The following is a 15,193-nucleotide window of genomic DNA, read 5'->3' as shown; positions in this document are numbered from 1 at the left end:
GTGAAGATCGCGATTGTCGGCGGTGGCCCCGGCGGCCTGTACCTCGCCGCCTTGATGAAGCAGCTCGACCCCGGCCATGACATCACCGTCTGGGAGCGGAACGCCCCGGACGACACGTTCGGCTTCGGTGTGGTGTTCTCGGATGAGACGCTCGGTGGCATCGAGAGCGCCGACACCGAGTTCGCCGACGCCATGGTGAGGCGGTTCGCCCGGTGGACCGACATCGACATCCACTTCCGGGGCGAAAGCCATACCGTCGGCGGGCAGGGCTTCGCCGCCATGAGCCGCAAGGAACTGTTGCGCCTGCTGCAGGAGCGCTGCCGCGGCCTCGGCGTCGTCACGCACTTCTCCACGCTCGCCCCCGCCGTCGGCGACCTCATCGCGTCCTACGATCTGGTGGTCGGGGCCGACGGACTCAATTCGCAGGTCAGGCAGGCGTACGCGGACGTTTTCCGCCCCACGCTGGACCGGCGGCCCAACAAGTACATGTGGCTCGGCACGGATCGTGTCTTCGAAGCCTTCCAGTTCTTCATCAAGCAGACCGAGTGGGGGACCATGCAGGTCCACGGCTACCCCTACTCCGACGGCGGTTCCACCTTCATCGTCGAGATGCACGAGGACGTCTGGCGCCGTGCCGGTTTCGACGTCACCGAGGGAGTCGAGTTCCCGCCGGGCGTCTCCGACGAGCAGGCCATCGAGCGGCTCCGAGAGCTGTTCGCCGATGAGCTCGGCGGTCACCAGGTCTTCGCCAACAACTCCAAGTGGCTGAACTTCACCACCGTGCGCAACGAGCGGTGGCATCACGGCAACCTCGTCCTCATCGGCGACGCGGCGCACACCGCGCACTTCTCGATCGGGTCGGGCACCAAGCTCGCCATGGAGGACGCGCTCGCCCTCGCGGCCTGCCTGCACGAGAACCCGGATGCCGAGGCCGCGCTGACGGCCTACGAGAGTGAGCGACGACCCGTCGTCGAATCCACCCAGCGGGCGGCGCAGGCATCCCTGGAGTGGTTCGAGAACCTCGGCATGTACGTTCACCAGGAGCCGACCCAGTTCTGCTTCAACCTGCTGACCCGGTCGCGCCGCATCACCTACGACAACCTGCGCACCCGCGACCGGGAGTTCGCCGACCGCGTCGACGCCGCCTTCGCCGCCTCGCAGGGCCTGGACGGAGTCGCGCCGGCGATGTTCCAGCCCTTCCGGCTGGGGCGGCTCGAGCTGAAGAACCGGGTCGTCGTCTCTCCGATGGACGTGTACTCCGCCGTCGACGGCGTGCCCGGCGACTTCCATCTCGTCCACCTCGGCTCCAAGGCCATGGGCGGGGCGGGACTGGTGATGACCGAGATGGTCTGCGTCTCGCCGGACGGCCGGATCACCCCCGGCTGCGCGGGGCTGTGGACCGACGAGCAGCGTGACTCCTGGGCCCGGATCGTGTCCTTCGTGCACGACCGGACCACCGCCCGCATCGGTCTTCAGCTCGGCCATTCCGGCAGGAAGGGGTCGACCAGGCTGATGTGGGAGGGCATGGACGACCCGCTGGAGCAGGGGAACTGGGAGGTCGTCGGCCCGTCACCGCTGCCGTACGGTCCGGGCTCGCCCGTTCCGCGCGAGGTCACCCGCGCCGACATGGACGAGATCGTCGCGGACTTCGTCGCGGCCGCCCGTCGAGGTGCCGAAGCCGGATTCGACCTGCTCGAGCTGCACTGCGCGCACGGCTACCTGCTGTCCTCCTTCCTGTCGCCCATCTCCAATCGCCGCACCGATGAGTACGGCGGCTCGCTTGAGAACCGCCTCCGCTTCCCCTTGGAGGTGTTCGAGGCGGTACGCGCCGCCTGGCCCGCCGAGCGGCCGATGAGCGTGCGGATCTCCGCGACGGACTGGGCTCCGAACGGCAACACCGAGAAGGACGCCGTCGAGATCGCCCGGGCCTTCATCGCCCACGGGGCCGACGCCATCGACGTCTCGTCAGGACAGGTCACCAAGGACGAGCGTCCCGCGTTCGGCCGTTCGTACCAGACCCCGTTCGCCGACCGGGTCCGGCAGGAGATCGCGGCCGCCACCGGCACGGCCGTCATCGCCGTCGGCGCCATCGCCTCCTACGACGACGTGAACTCGATCCTGCTGGCCGGGCGCGCCGACCTGTGCGCCGTCGGTCGTACGCATCTCTACGACCCGCACTGGACGCTGCACGCGGCGGCCGAGCAGGAGTACCGAGGTGCGGCCGCGGAATGGCCCGTGCAGTTCGCGGCAGGTCGCCGCAAGCCGCCGACGGCGCGCACCGACGCGGTGCGCCCCCGTCTGTCTCTCCTGCGCGCCGACACCACCGACCAGAACGTCCACCTGCGCTGGACCCCGCACCGGGACCCGGCACCCGTCTCCTGATCGGTGGGCGGCCCGGACCTCGTCCGAGCCGCCCACGGCCCGCGTGGCCCCGGCTCTAGGACATCCCCGCCTTGGCGCGGTGCGTGAACTCCTCACTGGTGACGGCGTCGGCGGTCGACTGGGCGAGCACGACCAGCGAGGCGCGATGGACCTCCTCGGCGGTCATGGCTCCCCACGCAAGGTCCGGGTGGTCGTAGGTGGCACAGGCGTCGGCGAGGACCAGCGTGATCGTTGGTATCGTGGCCTGGTGACGGCCGTGTCAGACCCGAGTGAGACCGGCGCCGACGCGCCGACGCGCAGTGCGCAGCCGAGGCACCTGATCGTCACCGTCTACGGCCTGTACTCCCGGTCGGACGGCGGCTGGCTGTCGGTCGCCTCGCTGATCGCGCTGCTCGCCGACCTCGGAGTCGACGAGCCCGCCGTCCGCTCGTCGATCTCGCGGCTCAAGCGGCGCGGGATCCTGCGAGCGCGCCGGCACGACGGCGCGGCCGGCTACGAGCTGTCCGACGAGGCGCTGGCCATCCTGCGCGAAGGGGACGACCGTATCTTCCAGCGCCGGCGTGCGACGCTCACCGACGGGTGGATGCTCGCCGTCTTCTCGGTGCCCGAGTCCGAACGCCACAAGCGGCATGTCCTGCGTTCCGAGCTGACCAGGCTCGGCTTCGGCACCGCCGCGCCGGGCGTGTGGATCGCACCGGCGCACCTGCATGACGCGACCGCCGAGATGCTGCGGCGACTCGACCTGGACTCATACGCGGATCTGTTCCGCGGCGAGCATCTGGCGTTCGGGGATCTGGCCGCGAAGGTCCGCCGATGGTGGGATCTCGACGAGCTCGAGCGGCTCTATGGGGCGTTCCTCCAGGCGCACGCGCCGGTGCTGCGACGGCGCCGCACGCCCCAGGCGGGGGAGGCGTTCGCCGACTATGTTCGGGTGCTCACCGATTGGCGGCGACTGCCGTACCTCGACCCGGGCCTGCCCGAGGAACTCCTGCCCGACGGCTGGATCGGGATCCGGGCCGCCGACCTCTTCTTCGCGCTGAAGGCGCGGCTGGAGGAGCCCGCCCGCGCCCACGTCATGGCCACGATCACCGGGTGACGAGCAGCGGCTTCCCTCGCCGAGACCGGCGGAGGCCGCTCTCAGGGAACCGCCTTCGGCCGGGCGGGCGCTCGGTCGCGAGACCTGCCCGTCACCCGCAGCCTCGGAGCAGGTCCGCGGCGGCGCGCGATAGATCATTAACCCGTGATCAGGTTCGAGGGCGCGTCGTGGCCTCGTCGCCGGCGCAACGGCGGATGTGGTCGAGCGCGTCGCGCAGGTGTGATTCGTGGGTCCGGTGGCTCGTGGCGTTCAGCCGCAGGTAGAAGCGCTCGTCAACGCGGGTGCTGGACAGGAAGAAGCGTCCTGTGCGGTTGATCCGGTCGAGTAGCCGGCGGTTGGCGTCGTCGTCCGCTCGCAAGCGGAAGACCACAACGGTCAGGTCGGGTTCCCATGGCACCTCGAGCAGCGGATCCGCAGTGAGTTCCCGGTATGCCAGCGCGGCCAGGTCGAGTTTCTCGTCCAGCGCGTCGCGGAAGGCAGCGGCACCGTGAAGGTGCAGCGGTAGCCAGAGCCGCAGTCCGCGGAACTCGCGGGTCAGCTCGGGGCCGAGATGGCCGTAGTCGGGCAGCCCGGCGACGCCGGTCAGGTCCTGCAGGTAATCGCCGCGACCAGAGTGGGCGGCACGCAGTGGCCCGGTGTCACGCACCAAGAGCACGCCGGTCCCGTACGGCAGGAAGAGGCTCTTGTGCGGGTCGAACACCACGGAGTCGGCGCGTTCGATTCCACGAAGCCGATCACGGCCGCGCGCGGTGAGCCGGAACCCGCCGCCATAGGCGGCGTCGACGTGAAACCAGATGTTCTCCCGGCGGGCGAGCTCTCCGAGCTCGGCCAGCGGGTCGATCGTCCCGGTGCTCGTGGTGCCGGCCGTGCCTACCAAGAGAAAGGGCCGCAGTCCGTTGGCGCGATCAACGGCGATGAGCCGGGCGGCAGCGTCCGGATCCATGCGAAGGCCCCGGGCCGGCACCGTCCGGACGGACGAGGCCGGCAATCCCGCGATCCGTGCCGCCTTCGCGACGCAGTGGTGCGTGTGCTCGGTGACGTACAGCGTGCCACCCGCGATGTCCTCACCGAGACGGTCGTGCCGTGCGGCGACGAGCCCCGCCAGCGTTGCCATCGAACCACCGGTGGTCACCAGACCGGCCGCGCTCGACGGCAGGCCGAACTGCCCGCACAGCCACCGCAGGATCCCATGCTCCATCGCGACCAGGGCGGGCGCGAGCTCGGCCACGGCGGTGAAGCGGTTGTACGTCTGCGCGAGCAGCTCGGCGAGTGCGGAACCGACCAGGCCACCGGCGGGGAAGTAGGCGAGATAACCGGGGCCCGCCGTGTCCAGGCTGCGTTCGGCGGCGTCCTGGAAGGTGTCGAGTAGCGCAGTGAGATCCCCGGCCTCCTCCGGTGGTGGCCGCAGCATCCGTGCCACGATCTGCTCGGTGTCGTCGTTCCGGCCGGCCGGTGCCTGGGAAAGGCCATCGATGAAGTCGGCGATCCTCTCGAGGACCGCCCGTCCCATCACCTCGATCGACGTCTGATCCGGCTCCAGCGCCAAGGCCCGTACGTGTATTTCCGCCATGGCTCGGCAGATTAGGCAGAACCCGGCGATGGCGCTTGTACGATCCTGCCACCCTGTTGGTAGCCGCCGGGCGGCACGCCGACGAGCCGGCGAAAGTGCCGGGACAGGTGCGCCTGGTCGTAGAAGCCGACCATCGGCGCGACCTCGGCCGGAGGTATGCCCCTCTCGAGCAGCCGACACGCAGCGCGGACGCGCAGCTGGGTCAGGTACGCGTGCGGCGGCAGCCCATACGCGTCGCGGAACGCCCGCACGAGCGTGGACCACCCGACCCCCACCTCCGCGGCGAGCTCCTCCAGGCCCGGCGGCTCCGTCATGCGTTCGTGCAGCACCTCGCGCGCCCGTTCGGAGAAAGCGCCGCCAGATGACCGGACCGGAACGGCCGAGGGCACCCCGCCGTACGACCGCAACAGCCCGGCCAGCGCCCGGCGCATCAGGGTCTCCGCAGTCAGCCGGTCCTCGGTCTCCGTAGCAGCGTGCGCTCTCAGCACCAGGCGCGCAGCCCGGTCATCGTCGACGACCCGTTCGATGAAACGCGGCGTGCCCCGCGTCCCGGCCAGCTCCGACATGAGACCCGCCGACGGATACAGCACCCGGTAGGCCCAGCCGTTGTCGGTCAGCGCGACACCGGTATGCACCACCTCGGGACCGATGAGCACAAGCCCGCCCGGACCGATCCGCTCGACACCGTCCGCGAACCGAATCTCTTCCGCTCCGGACTGGATCACACCGACCGCGAAGGTCTCGTGACCGTGCCGGGCGAACGCGTGCGACACGTAGCGAGCGCGCATCAACCCGAGGCCGTCCAGTCCGCGAAGCCGCCAGAACCGTGAGAGCTGCACCGCAGCCGGGTCGTTCGTCAGCCCCGCACCTCCGATGCCCTCCGGTCCGCGTCGGCGACCCTAGTACGCCGCCCGGCGCCATGGAAGAAGCCTGACCGACCGCTTGGTGCGCGCGCCCTCACCGCCGTGTCGTAGCCGGTTTCATCGCACCGCTCTCCCGGCCCAGAAGGATGTATCCGAGGGCGTACAGCAGCGCACCGGCGACCTCGAAGATCTGGATGAGCGGGAACCGCGGCCCTGAGGTGAAAATGAACAACCCGCCGAGCGTGTAGACGAATGACCCGACGCTGAGCAGGACGGCCACTCGCCCCATTCCGCGCCGCCTCAGCATGAGCGCGAGCAGCAGATACCCGAACGGAAAGATCAGCAACGCCGGGAACACGATGATCGCCGCACCCGCATCCACATCACCGCTCGTGTGAACGAGGCTCGGCTCGTAATGCGCACGAACGGGGTTATGGGAACCGTCGTAGACGATGAGCGCGAACCACAGGAGCGTGCCGACCAGCGCGGCGTACCACCCACTCAAGTCCCGGCGGGTCTGGACACGCATACCCAGCGCGAGCATGCTGGCGAGACTGACCACCTGCAACAGCAGACCGGCCGCCTGAATGTCGTGCGTCACCCCGTACAGTTGTCCGACCTTCGCCATTCCCCACCCATCGCGCGCCGGGTGCAGGATCGTGCCCAGCAAGAACAGCGGCCCTCCGATGAATGCCGCGATCCTCGCGACCGTTCGCAGCCGCCGGCGAATGCCGCCCGTATCCATGCCGAGCGGCACGACCGTTTCCTGGTCACTGTTCAACGTGGTTCGATCACTCATTTTCTTGCCATCTCCTCATGGGCGATTGGATGCAGCGGAAAACCGACTGCTTCGAGGTGGATGTATCGATGGCGGCCCGATCCCTCGCGTCAAAGTCCCGCTGCGGGGTCGAGGCCGGCGACGGTCTTACCGCCGAGCATCGTCGTGATGACTTTGGTGTTCGAAAGGTCGTCGAGCGGGCAGGTGAGCGGGTCACGATCGAGGATGACGAGGTCGGCGTGGTTGCCGGAGCGCAGGGAGCCGATGTCGTCCCAGCGCAGGACGTGAGCGGCTTGGTCGGTCCACATGGACAGTGCCTGGCGGCGGCTGATGCCGGGGGTCGCCGCGGTCCTGCCGCTGGCGCCATAGCGGGGTTCGACGGCCAGTGCGATGTGTTCGAAGACGTTCTTGGGTCCCCAGTCGCTGCCGGCGGCGACGTGCAGACCGGCGTCCAGGAGCCGGGCGAGCGGAATGAAGTCGGGAAGCAGGCGCTCGCCGAACCGTTCGCGAACGACTTCTCCCTTACCCCAGGAGAATGACATGGTGGTGGTGATGTCGAGGCCAAGGGCGGCGGCGCGTCGCACCAGGTCGGGTTCGGCGAAGTAGAAGTGCTGCAGCAGCCAGGCCCGGCCGTCCGCGGTCAGGGGCGTCTGGCCGAGTTCCTCGAGTTGGTCGAGGTGGCTGTCGATTTCGGCCAGACCCGAGGTCACGATGTTGAGGCGCACCCCGTTCTCGTGGCAGTACCGGATCGCCTCCTGGACCTTTTCCGGGCTCAGGGCCGGTCGGCCTCGGGTCGGCCTCCCGTACGGGTCGGAGTACGCCTCACGCATGAGGGTGAATCCCGGCCAGCACGGCCCGTACGGCGAGACGGTGACACCGTCGACGCGGAACATCTGATCCGAGCGGTCGGCGAGGTCGCGAGCCCGCTCCAACCGCTGCCGGTACTCGGCGGGCTGCAGCGGGTCGCTCCACACCACTCCTGTGGGCTCGGCCTCGGGCGAGCACAGCACCCGAAGGGTGAGCTGTTCCTGGTCACGCAGCCATCGGTAGAACTCGACGAGTGAGAAGGTCATCAGGTGCGCCTCGTACACCGTGGTGACGCCGAGGGCGTTGAACGTCCGCATCGCCCGCTGGGTACCGGGGAGGATCGCGTCAGCCTGTAGCAGCGGAAGCCGGCGGAGCAGGTCGTTCATGAACGGGTCGTCGCAGTAGTAATTGGTGACCGAGCCGTGCAGGCGCCCGGTCGGCCGGCCGTCCGGATCCTTTTCGATCCAGACGTCGCCGACGCGGTCCGGCGTGGAGGGGCTGATGCCCAGCTGGTCGAGGGCGAGACTGTTCATGGCGCAGACGTTCGGTACGACCGGTGCCCAGGCCTGGATGAACACCGGATTCCGAGGCGCGGCCCGATCCAGGACATCACGGTCCGGCAGCCGGCCTTCGGCCAGGTCGCGATAGGACCGGCGGATGAAGTAGTGCGGTTCGCCCACCGGAGTGGTCATGATCCACTCGCCGGGTGGGCTCACGGATGCTCGGGCCGCGATCCGAGCCACGATGTCTTCGTGGCAGGTCGCGTCGGTGATGTCGACCAGCGGCTCGGCGAGTGCGCCGAAGTGCATCAGGTGCGGGTGGGTGTCGATCAGTCCAGGGATGACCGTGCTACCGCCCAGGTCGGCCACCCGGGCCTGGGCACCGGCCCGTGCGCGGACCGTGCCGCTGTCGCCGATGGCCAGCACGCGGCCGTCGCGGATCGCGATGGCCTCGGCGATGGTGCCGTGTTCGTCACAAGTGATGACTCGACCGCCGTCCAGTACGGTCGTGTGCATTGTTCCTCCGCGGCTTTGCTGCTGGTCTCGGATGGGAGTACGGCCTCCGCTTGGCGGTGGCTCGCTGACGAGCCGGGGCGGGTCGCCCGGGACTTCGCGTCAAACCGAACAGTGGTGTTCGACTTATATCGAGGCATCGTAACCTGTACATCGCTGTCGTAGATAGGTGGGGCATGCACTCGACAACGGCGAACGCCCCCGTCGGCGCGCCACCGGCCCGTGGCCGGTGAGTATCCGCTGATGCTGACCACGATGATCGCCGCTTATGCGGCCGAACTACGCGCCTTCCGCCGCGTGGTCACGGTGGCGGCCGGCACCGCGCTCAGCCTGGCCGGTGCCGGAGTGCTGTTCGGGGGTGGCTCGGTCTCGTGACCGTGAGCCTCGTCCCGCAGACGGGGCCGGTCACGGCCATCGGCGACGCCGTACGAAACCGGTGCGCCTACGTCAAAGCCCGGGAACTGTCGGCGGCCGCGGACCTCGCCGCAAACCGCATCGTGCAGGAGGCGATGGCGTCCTGGGCATGCGGGAACGGGCGCCCGCGGTCGGCGGCATCTTCACGGCGGGCCCTACGCCGGAAGGCGGCATGCTCGAAGCGGTCACGAATGGCGTGATGTTCCTTCAGGCCGTGGGCGTCGCCTCCGCCTGACGCGGTGACGGCTCGCGGTGCTGGTCTCCTGCCGCCCTCAACGCTCGGCCTTCAGTGCCGCCAGCAGTGTCCTTTCCAGGATGTCCCCGACGGCGTCCTTGTCCAGCCGCCCGGCGGCGGCCTCGTCGGCGGCGGCGTGCAACAGCGTGTAGACCGTGGTGACCAGCCAGTCGGCGGGCAGGTCGGTGCGGAAGGCGCCGTCTGTCCGGCCCCGTGCGATGAGCCGTTCCATGTACCCCATCGGCTTGTCGTGGAAGCGGCGCACCTCCTCCGCGGGCAGTGCGTGTTGCGCGGCCGCGTGCAGGCTGCCGAGTCGGCTGAGGAAGGGCCAGCACGACCGGATGACGCGGGCGAACGCTTCGGCGGGTGGTCCCTCGGCGGGCGTAGCCTCCTCGATGATGCCGTCCGCGTCGGCGATCGTCCGGGCGAGGACGGCCCTCAGCAGGTCCTCGCGAGAGGCGAAGTGGGCGTACAGAGTCACGCGGCCCAGGCCGGCGGCCTTGGCGATCTCGCCCATGCTCGCGTCGCGGTCCCGGGCGAAACATTCGGTGGCCGCGGAGATGATCGCCTCGATGTTGCGTTCGGCGTCGGCCCGCTTGTGGCCGGCGGAGCGCCGAACGCCGCGCTTCGGGGCCTCTGGCTGCGCAGCCTGCCGTTGCGGGGTCTGCGGATCTGTGGTCTGCGCCATGGACGCAGATTATTCCGGCGGTGATGGCCGTGCGCCCGTTGGGCGCGACGTTGTCGGTCTCGCAGGGCAAGGGAGCGACTCTTCTGCTCGCGAAGATCTCTGCTGCGATGGAAGCCGTCGAACTATGGCATGCGGAGAACGCCGTCCCCTCACCAGAGCTCATCAACGTGCCCGCTTCGGCTCTGGACCTGCCTTACCCGGTCCCCGAGCTGGGCCGGACCGAGGACAGCCTGCTCACGGAATGGACACGGCTGGACTGGATCGGGGCGCAGAGCATCCCCCGACGCTCCCCGGCGATGGTCCCTCGTGGAGCGGTCCGATTGGGACATTCCCCTCTTGACTGGCGGATCCACGGGCTCACTGCGTCTTCGAACGGCCTGGCGTCCGGCAATACCGTGGCCGAGGCCACCGTGCACGCAGGGTCCGGAGCGCGATGCCGTCAGCGGACTGATGGGCGTGCCGGCGTCGGACCGCCGATACATCGATTCGGCGAGCGTGACCGAAAGCTACTGTGTGGAGCTCATCGACCGCATCGCCCATGCGGGCGCATGGCTGGAGCTGGAGCACGTCCGGATCGGTGCTGAAGTCGGCGGAGCACCTACTCGTTACGGCCAACCCAGTACTGCGATCTGGCATCACCGAAAGGAGGAATCGCCAACGATGGCACTTATTCAGCGATCGAGTCATCGGCAAAAGAAGTGCCTCCCGCACGCCGACGCTAAATCATCCCAAAGTTCGCATCTGCTGAGCAGGGTGGGCTACGGCATCCTACTGCTGGAGCGACTCGGCAGAATGGCGGGTGGGGTGGCGAAAAAACACTTCGCCACCCCACCTGATCCGATGAGCCGATGGCCCAGAGACCTAAAGAATCCATCTCATCTAATTAAAACGGAAACCAGCCAGCGGGACCCATGTCATTCACCTCCTTCGCTTATAGGCGATGAAGCATCTCTCCCGGATATCCCTTCAGGCGCGGCTCGCCCGACAGAGAAGTGGGATGTTCGAAAAGGTCAGAGGCCACCGCAGGAGCGTGTGGCGTCCTCGGTGCGGTCGGAGACCGGGGTCCATGACGCTCACCGAGCGTGTGACGCGGGGCGCGGAGCACGAGCGATCAGGTCGAGGAGTTCGTCGACGGACCACTGGTCGTACGCGTGCTCCCCGTACTCGCAGCGGTACGCGTCAGCCGGTTCCGATCAGGAAGTCGGTGGCCGCCCCGAACCGGCCGCCGTGCGGTTTCATCGGCGGGACGCGCTGCCGTTGGAGCAGGGTCGCCCAGGCGCTGCGCAGGGGACGAAGATCGGCGGGCCCGACGGCGAGGAAGAGGGCTCTCGCCTCCCGATGAGGCTTCCAAGCTGGGGTCTGTTCGGATCTCCGCGCGTGGCCATCCCGGCACCTTCCCTGTAGGCGTACAACATACGCTAACACATAAGCCGTACAGCCATGCACGACTTATGGCGAAAGTACGCTGTGGGGGATGCCCGGCCCACGCTCACTCACGGACGCACGGCTCGCCGCCGCGTGCGCACCGTCGTCGACCGGTGATGCTGCGGTCTGGTCCCTCACCCCACAGGTCCCGCCTGCCGGGTCATCCCTCTGCCGTCGCTCAGGGGAGCGGGCCCGACGCGTCACCGTTCCTCTGCGCGCGGGCGACCGCACGTTCGACAACGCCCGCCTGGCCCACAGCGCGACGCCCAACCTCACCGGCGACCTGGCGATGGGGTGGGTCTGGCCTCGCGGGTGCGAATTCAACTCGGGGCGGTACCGGCCGCAGCGGTATGCCGGAGGCGGCCACGGCCGGTATCCGCCGGGCGGCTAGGACGTCGGGGTGCCGTAGACGCTGACCTCGGTGAGGTGGAAGGTGGCGTTGGCGGTGTTGCCTAGGCCGGTCACCCGGACGTACCGGGCCTTGGCCTCGGTGTTCATCGTGTCGCCCGCGTCGGTGGCGGGGCCGGGCCCGTTCCGGCCGCCGACGGTGAACCAGTGGGTGCCGTCGGCGCTGCCCTCCAGCCGGTAGGTGTAGTAACGGGTGCCGTCGACATAGTTGCGGACGTTGACGCGGGACACGTCATCGACCGCGCCGAGGTCGACCTGCCACCAGGTCTGGCCGTACGTCATCGGCCCGCCCCAGTACGGGGAGTTGGCGCGGCTGCCGTCGTTGGCGGCCTCGGCCGGGTGGCCGGACTCCGACGACAGTGCCGTCACCGGCTTGTGGAGGCTTTGCAGGACGTCGCCGGACCCATCGCGGGAGCTATCGGGCGCGTCGGCGATGCCGCCGGCGAAGAGCGCGATCGCCTCCTGCGCGGTGTGGGCGTTGACCGCGCTGACGAACATGCCGACGTCCTGCGTGCCCGACGCGCCGGCGACCGTGCCGGATCCGATCACGGTCCAGTTCTTGTCGTCGGAGCTGCAGGAGCCGGTCACGCGGCCGCCGTCCGTGCGCAGTCGCACGTAGACCTCGCCGGCGGTGAACCCGCCGACCTCGGTCATGTGATCGAGGCTGCCGTCGCCGTCGGCGTCATAGGAGAAGGCGCAGCCGTGCTCGGGTGTGACGGCGATGTCGGCGTACCCGGCGGACCCGGTTCTGGACAGGTCGTTGCTGACGACCAGGCCGGCGCGGGTCGACGGGGACGCACCGTCCAGCTTGGTCACCTTCGTGGACACCGCGTGGCCTGAGGTGAGCCCACCACCCTCGTAGACGGTCGCGAGTTCGTTGGTGGCACCCCACATGTCCTTGCCACCGGCGGCGATGCCCGTCGTATCGCCCGTTCGCGCGAACTCGGCCGGTGCGGAGGCAGCCGTCTTATACGGCGCCGCGACCGTACTCCCGCCGACCATGAGGAGGGAGTGTGCGGTCGCCCGTCCGGACGCGCCCGCGGCGGTACGCCAGGAGGCCGTGGCGTTCAGGTCGGGCAGGGAACCGGCCGCGGCGTCGGCCGGGGCGGTCACCGTCCAGGTCGCGGTCGCGGTCTTGCCGGGATCGACGTCGTTTCCGGGGCCGGTGGTGCCGGTCGCGGGGCGGACGGCGTAGCCGTGTGGCGCGGTCAACTCGAAGCCCACCTTGTACGCGGTGCTCAGCGCCGAGTCGCTCGTGAAGGTCGCGGTGACGTGGACGGTACCGCCCGGGGTGACACCCTTCCGGTCGGAGGCGAGGGTCAGCACACCGGACGTCTCGTCGGCCGCCTTCGTGGCCAGTCGGTAGGCGTCGCCGTGCGGCACGGCCGCGTAGCGGGTGCCCGCGCGCGCCCAGCTTTCGGCGACCGCGCGCCAGTCGATCAGCTGCGGCTCGTCACCGGTCTTCAGCGAGTTCTTCAGCACGCCGAAGAACATCTTCCAGCGCTCGGCGTAGTAGCCGCCGACCAGGCCGTTGAAGTCCCGGCGCGCGTAGTCCTGGATCCCGGGGCTCTCGGTCTGCCACAGTGTCACCAGCGACTTCAGGTCGTAATCAAGGGTCGCGGCCTCCTTCGGGTTCGCGGCCTGGCGGGCCGCCTCCTGCTGCCACGTGCCGAGCAGGAAGTGCGAATCGGCGCCGAGCACCTCGTCCATCAGCCTCATCTCGGCCATCCACCGGTCGGTGAGTCGCCCGAAGGCGGCGCTGTCGCGGTCGCGATAGGCGGCGAGGATCTGCGGCAGGAGTGCTCTGCTGCGGTTGGCGAGCACCTGACGAGTGACATCGACGAGGTCGTAGCGGTACGCGTCGGAGTGGCGCAGCCGCGGATCCACCTGAAGGAGCTCGTGCAGTGCCTTCTCGAACTCGGCGGGGTCGTACTGCAGCGCCGCCTGTCCGGTGTCGGTGAGGCTCGGCTGGTCATCGAACAGGGCGGTCACGTGCCGGGTGTCCTTGCCCGCGGGCCAGGAGTACGCCGTGCGCTCGATGATCTGCCAGGCCGCCACGGCGTGCGGGTCGGCGGCACCGTAGCGGGCGGTGGCGTACTCGGCGAACCAGGCGTCCATGTCGACCGGGCCGTTCTCCCACGGCATGTCGGCGAAGAACTCCACCGCGGCCGGGTTGTTGTCGATGGCCTCGGGCATCAGCGCGATGCCGTTCATGGCGTTGCCCGGTTTGGCGCGCCAGGCGTTGAACTTCTCGTTCCACACGGTGAGGCCGGCACCGAAGTTCTGGTGGCCGCCGAAGTTCCAGATCGTGCCGAAGGCGTACTGAGTGCCGAGGAAGTCCTTGTCGCGGTCGGTGATCCCGGGCTGTTCGCTGAGGCCGTCCACGACGAACATCTTCGATCGGTCGACCGCCTGGAGCGTCGCCGGAAGGGGATTGCCCTGCCAGCCGAGGATCACCCAGATCGCACCCGGGTGGGCGGCCTCGAGCGCGTCCTGGACGGCCTTCGACGCCGGGCCCACCGGTACCGACCCGGCGGTGCCGCCCTCGTGCAGCAGGTCCATCTTGTACATCGTGGAGGCGCCGAAAAGCTTGGTCTGTGCCTGGTAGAACGCCGCCGCGACCTTGCCGAACTGCGGTCCGGTCGGATCGAGCCAGTCGGGACGCTGCAGGCCGTTCCAGGCGCCCTGCGGGACGGTGTTCGCCCCCGGGTTCCGTGTGGCGAAGTCCGTTGGGACCGTGCCGTAGTAGCCGGGGAGCACCGGCGTCATGCCCAGTTCGCGCAGCCGGTCGATGATGCGCCGGGCGAGCGCGGCGCGACGGTCGATCAGTTGCTGGGAGATCGGTGAGCCGGTGCAGCACATGTTCTGCAGCAGCCACCACGACTGGTGGGCCGGCTCGGGGATCCACTTCCGCATATCCGCCGCGCTGTAGCCGAACTGCTGGAAAGCCTGCTCGTAGACGGCCTCCTGCCCCTCGTAAACCAGCACCTGGTTGATGCCGAGCAGTGCGAGCACGTCGAGGCGGTGTTCCCACTCCTGCCAGCTCAGGTACGCGCCGCCGTATCCCTCATTGGTGTCGTTGAGCGCGAACCGGTTGGCGACCGACGCGTCCTGCGCGATCGGCGCGGACGGCAGCGGCAACCGCGCGGGAAGGTCGAGCTGCGAACCGCCGATCGAGACGTTGGCGTGCGCGACCTTGCGCAGGTACCAGCCGAACCCGGTGAGCTGCACGGCCGGGGAGGTGCCCGCGACCAACAGGTGCCCGCCCTCGGCGGAGACCTGGAAACGGTCGGCGCCCGTGCCCTTGTCGATCGTCCGGAGCGTGATCTGGTCGGCCCGGCTCTTACCGAGGATCCGCTCCAGCGCCTGGGCGGCCGGTCCGTTGTCACGCGCGGCGGCCGTCGCGCGTGTGGGTTCCGCTGTCGCCGGTGGCGTCACGGCCAGCGGCACGGCCAGCGCCGCCGCCATGGCGGCGATGAGTGTACGAGATCGGCGCCTGATGCCCGATCGTCTT

The 15,193-nt window shown here is 69.2% G+C and carries 10 protein-coding genes; 4 read left to right on the top strand and 6 right to left on the bottom strand.

Features of this window, described 5'->3' with window-relative positions:
* Positions 1-2,382 carry a bifunctional salicylyl-CoA 5-hydroxylase/oxidoreductase gene (locus tag ABD978_RS00225; protein ID WP_345346201.1) on the top strand — a complete coding sequence of 794 codons (2,382 nt, stop codon included), beginning with the start codon at positions 1-3 and terminating at the stop codon, positions 2,380-2,382.
* 247 nt (positions 2,383-2,629) lie between these two features.
* Entirely contained in the window at positions 2,630-3,478 is an 849-nt protein-coding gene (locus ABD978_RS00220; protein WP_345346198.1) for a PaaX family transcriptional regulator, read from the top strand.
* A gap of 148 nt (positions 3,479-3,626) precedes the next feature.
* Here ABD978_RS00220 and ABD978_RS00215 read toward each other — a convergent pair whose 3' ends face one another.
* The 4 genes from ABD978_RS00215 to ABD978_RS00200 form a co-directional block, all read right to left on the bottom strand.
* Positions 3,627-5,048 carry a pyridoxal phosphate-dependent decarboxylase family protein gene (locus ABD978_RS00215; protein WP_345346195.1) on the bottom strand — a complete coding sequence of 474 codons (1,422 nt, stop codon included), beginning with the start codon at positions 5,046-5,048 and terminating at the stop codon, positions 3,627-3,629.
* 11 nt (positions 5,049-5,059) lie between these two features.
* A complete protein-coding gene (locus ABD978_RS00210) occupies positions 5,060-5,887 on the bottom strand; it encodes an AraC family transcriptional regulator (protein ID WP_345346192.1) in 828 nt (275 codons plus the stop codon).
* A 118-nt stretch (positions 5,888-6,005) separates the two neighbouring features.
* Positions 6,006-6,710, bottom strand: coding sequence for a hypothetical protein (locus tag ABD978_RS00205; protein WP_345346189.1), 705 nt, complete (start codon positions 6,708-6,710; stop codon positions 6,006-6,008).
* Between the two features lie 89 nt (positions 6,711-6,799).
* Positions 6,800-8,512: an amidohydrolase gene (locus ABD978_RS00200; protein ID WP_345346186.1), complete on the bottom strand. Its 1,713-nt coding sequence runs from the start codon at positions 8,510-8,512 to the stop codon at positions 6,800-6,802.
* A gap of 240 nt (positions 8,513-8,752) precedes the next feature.
* Here ABD978_RS00200 and ABD978_RS00195 point away from each other — a divergent pair, with 240 nt between their 5' ends.
* Complete coding sequence (locus tag ABD978_RS00195; RefSeq protein WP_345346183.1) at positions 8,753-8,884, top strand: hypothetical protein; 132 nt, start codon at positions 8,753-8,755, stop codon at positions 8,882-8,884.
* Positions 8,885-9,195: 311 nt separating this feature from the next.
* On the opposite strand, the gene ABD978_RS00190 is transcribed toward ABD978_RS00195, so the two are convergent.
* Complete coding sequence (locus ABD978_RS00190; RefSeq protein ID WP_345346180.1) at positions 9,196-9,846, bottom strand: TetR/AcrR family transcriptional regulator; 651 nt, start codon at positions 9,844-9,846, stop codon at positions 9,196-9,198.
* Positions 9,847-9,866: 20 nt separating this feature from the next.
* Here ABD978_RS00190 and ABD978_RS43680 point away from each other — a divergent pair, with 20 nt between their 5' ends.
* Entirely contained in the window at positions 9,867-10,430 is a 564-nt protein-coding gene (locus ABD978_RS43680) for a YcaO-like family protein (protein ID WP_425550650.1), read from the top strand.
* A 1,228-nt stretch (positions 10,431-11,658) separates the two neighbouring features.
* Here ABD978_RS43680 and ABD978_RS00185 read toward each other — a convergent pair.
* Entirely contained in the window at positions 11,659-15,147 is a 3,489-nt protein-coding gene (locus ABD978_RS00185) for an alpha-N-acetylglucosaminidase TIM-barrel domain-containing protein (protein WP_345346177.1), read from the bottom strand.
* Positions 15,148-15,193 lie beyond the last annotated feature (46 nt).

The sequence above is a fragment of the Actinoallomurus liliacearum genome (assembly GCF_039542035.1).
GTDB lineage: Bacteria > Actinomycetota > Actinomycetes > Streptosporangiales > Streptosporangiaceae > Actinoallomurus > Actinoallomurus liliacearum.
Note: the sequence above shows the minus strand (reverse complement) of the source record. Positions and strands in the feature narration are given on the sequence as shown.

Excerpts from the sequence above, each read along its gene's own strand:
- ABD978_RS00200 (WP_345346186.1), bottom strand. The coding sequence starts at position 8,512 with ATGCACACGACCGTACTGGACGGCGGTCGAGTCATCACTTGTGACGAA.
- ABD978_RS00190 (WP_345346180.1), bottom strand. The coding sequence starts at position 9,846 with ATGGCGCAGACCACAGATCCGCAGACCCCGCAACGGCAGGCTGCGCAG.
- ABD978_RS00215 (WP_345346195.1), bottom strand. The coding sequence starts at position 5,048 with ATGGCGGAAATACACGTACGGGCCTTGGCGCTGGAGCCGGATCAGACG.
- ABD978_RS00185 (WP_345346177.1), bottom strand. The coding sequence starts at position 15,147 with ATGGCGGCGGCGCTGGCCGTGCCGCTGGCCGTGACGCCACCGGCGACA.
- ABD978_RS00205 (WP_345346189.1), bottom strand. The coding sequence starts at position 6,710 with ATGAGTGATCGAACCACGTTGAACAGTGACCAGGAAACGGTCGTGCCG.
- ABD978_RS00195 (WP_345346183.1), top strand. The coding sequence starts at position 8,753 with ATGCTGACCACGATGATCGCCGCTTATGCGGCCGAACTACGCGCCTTC.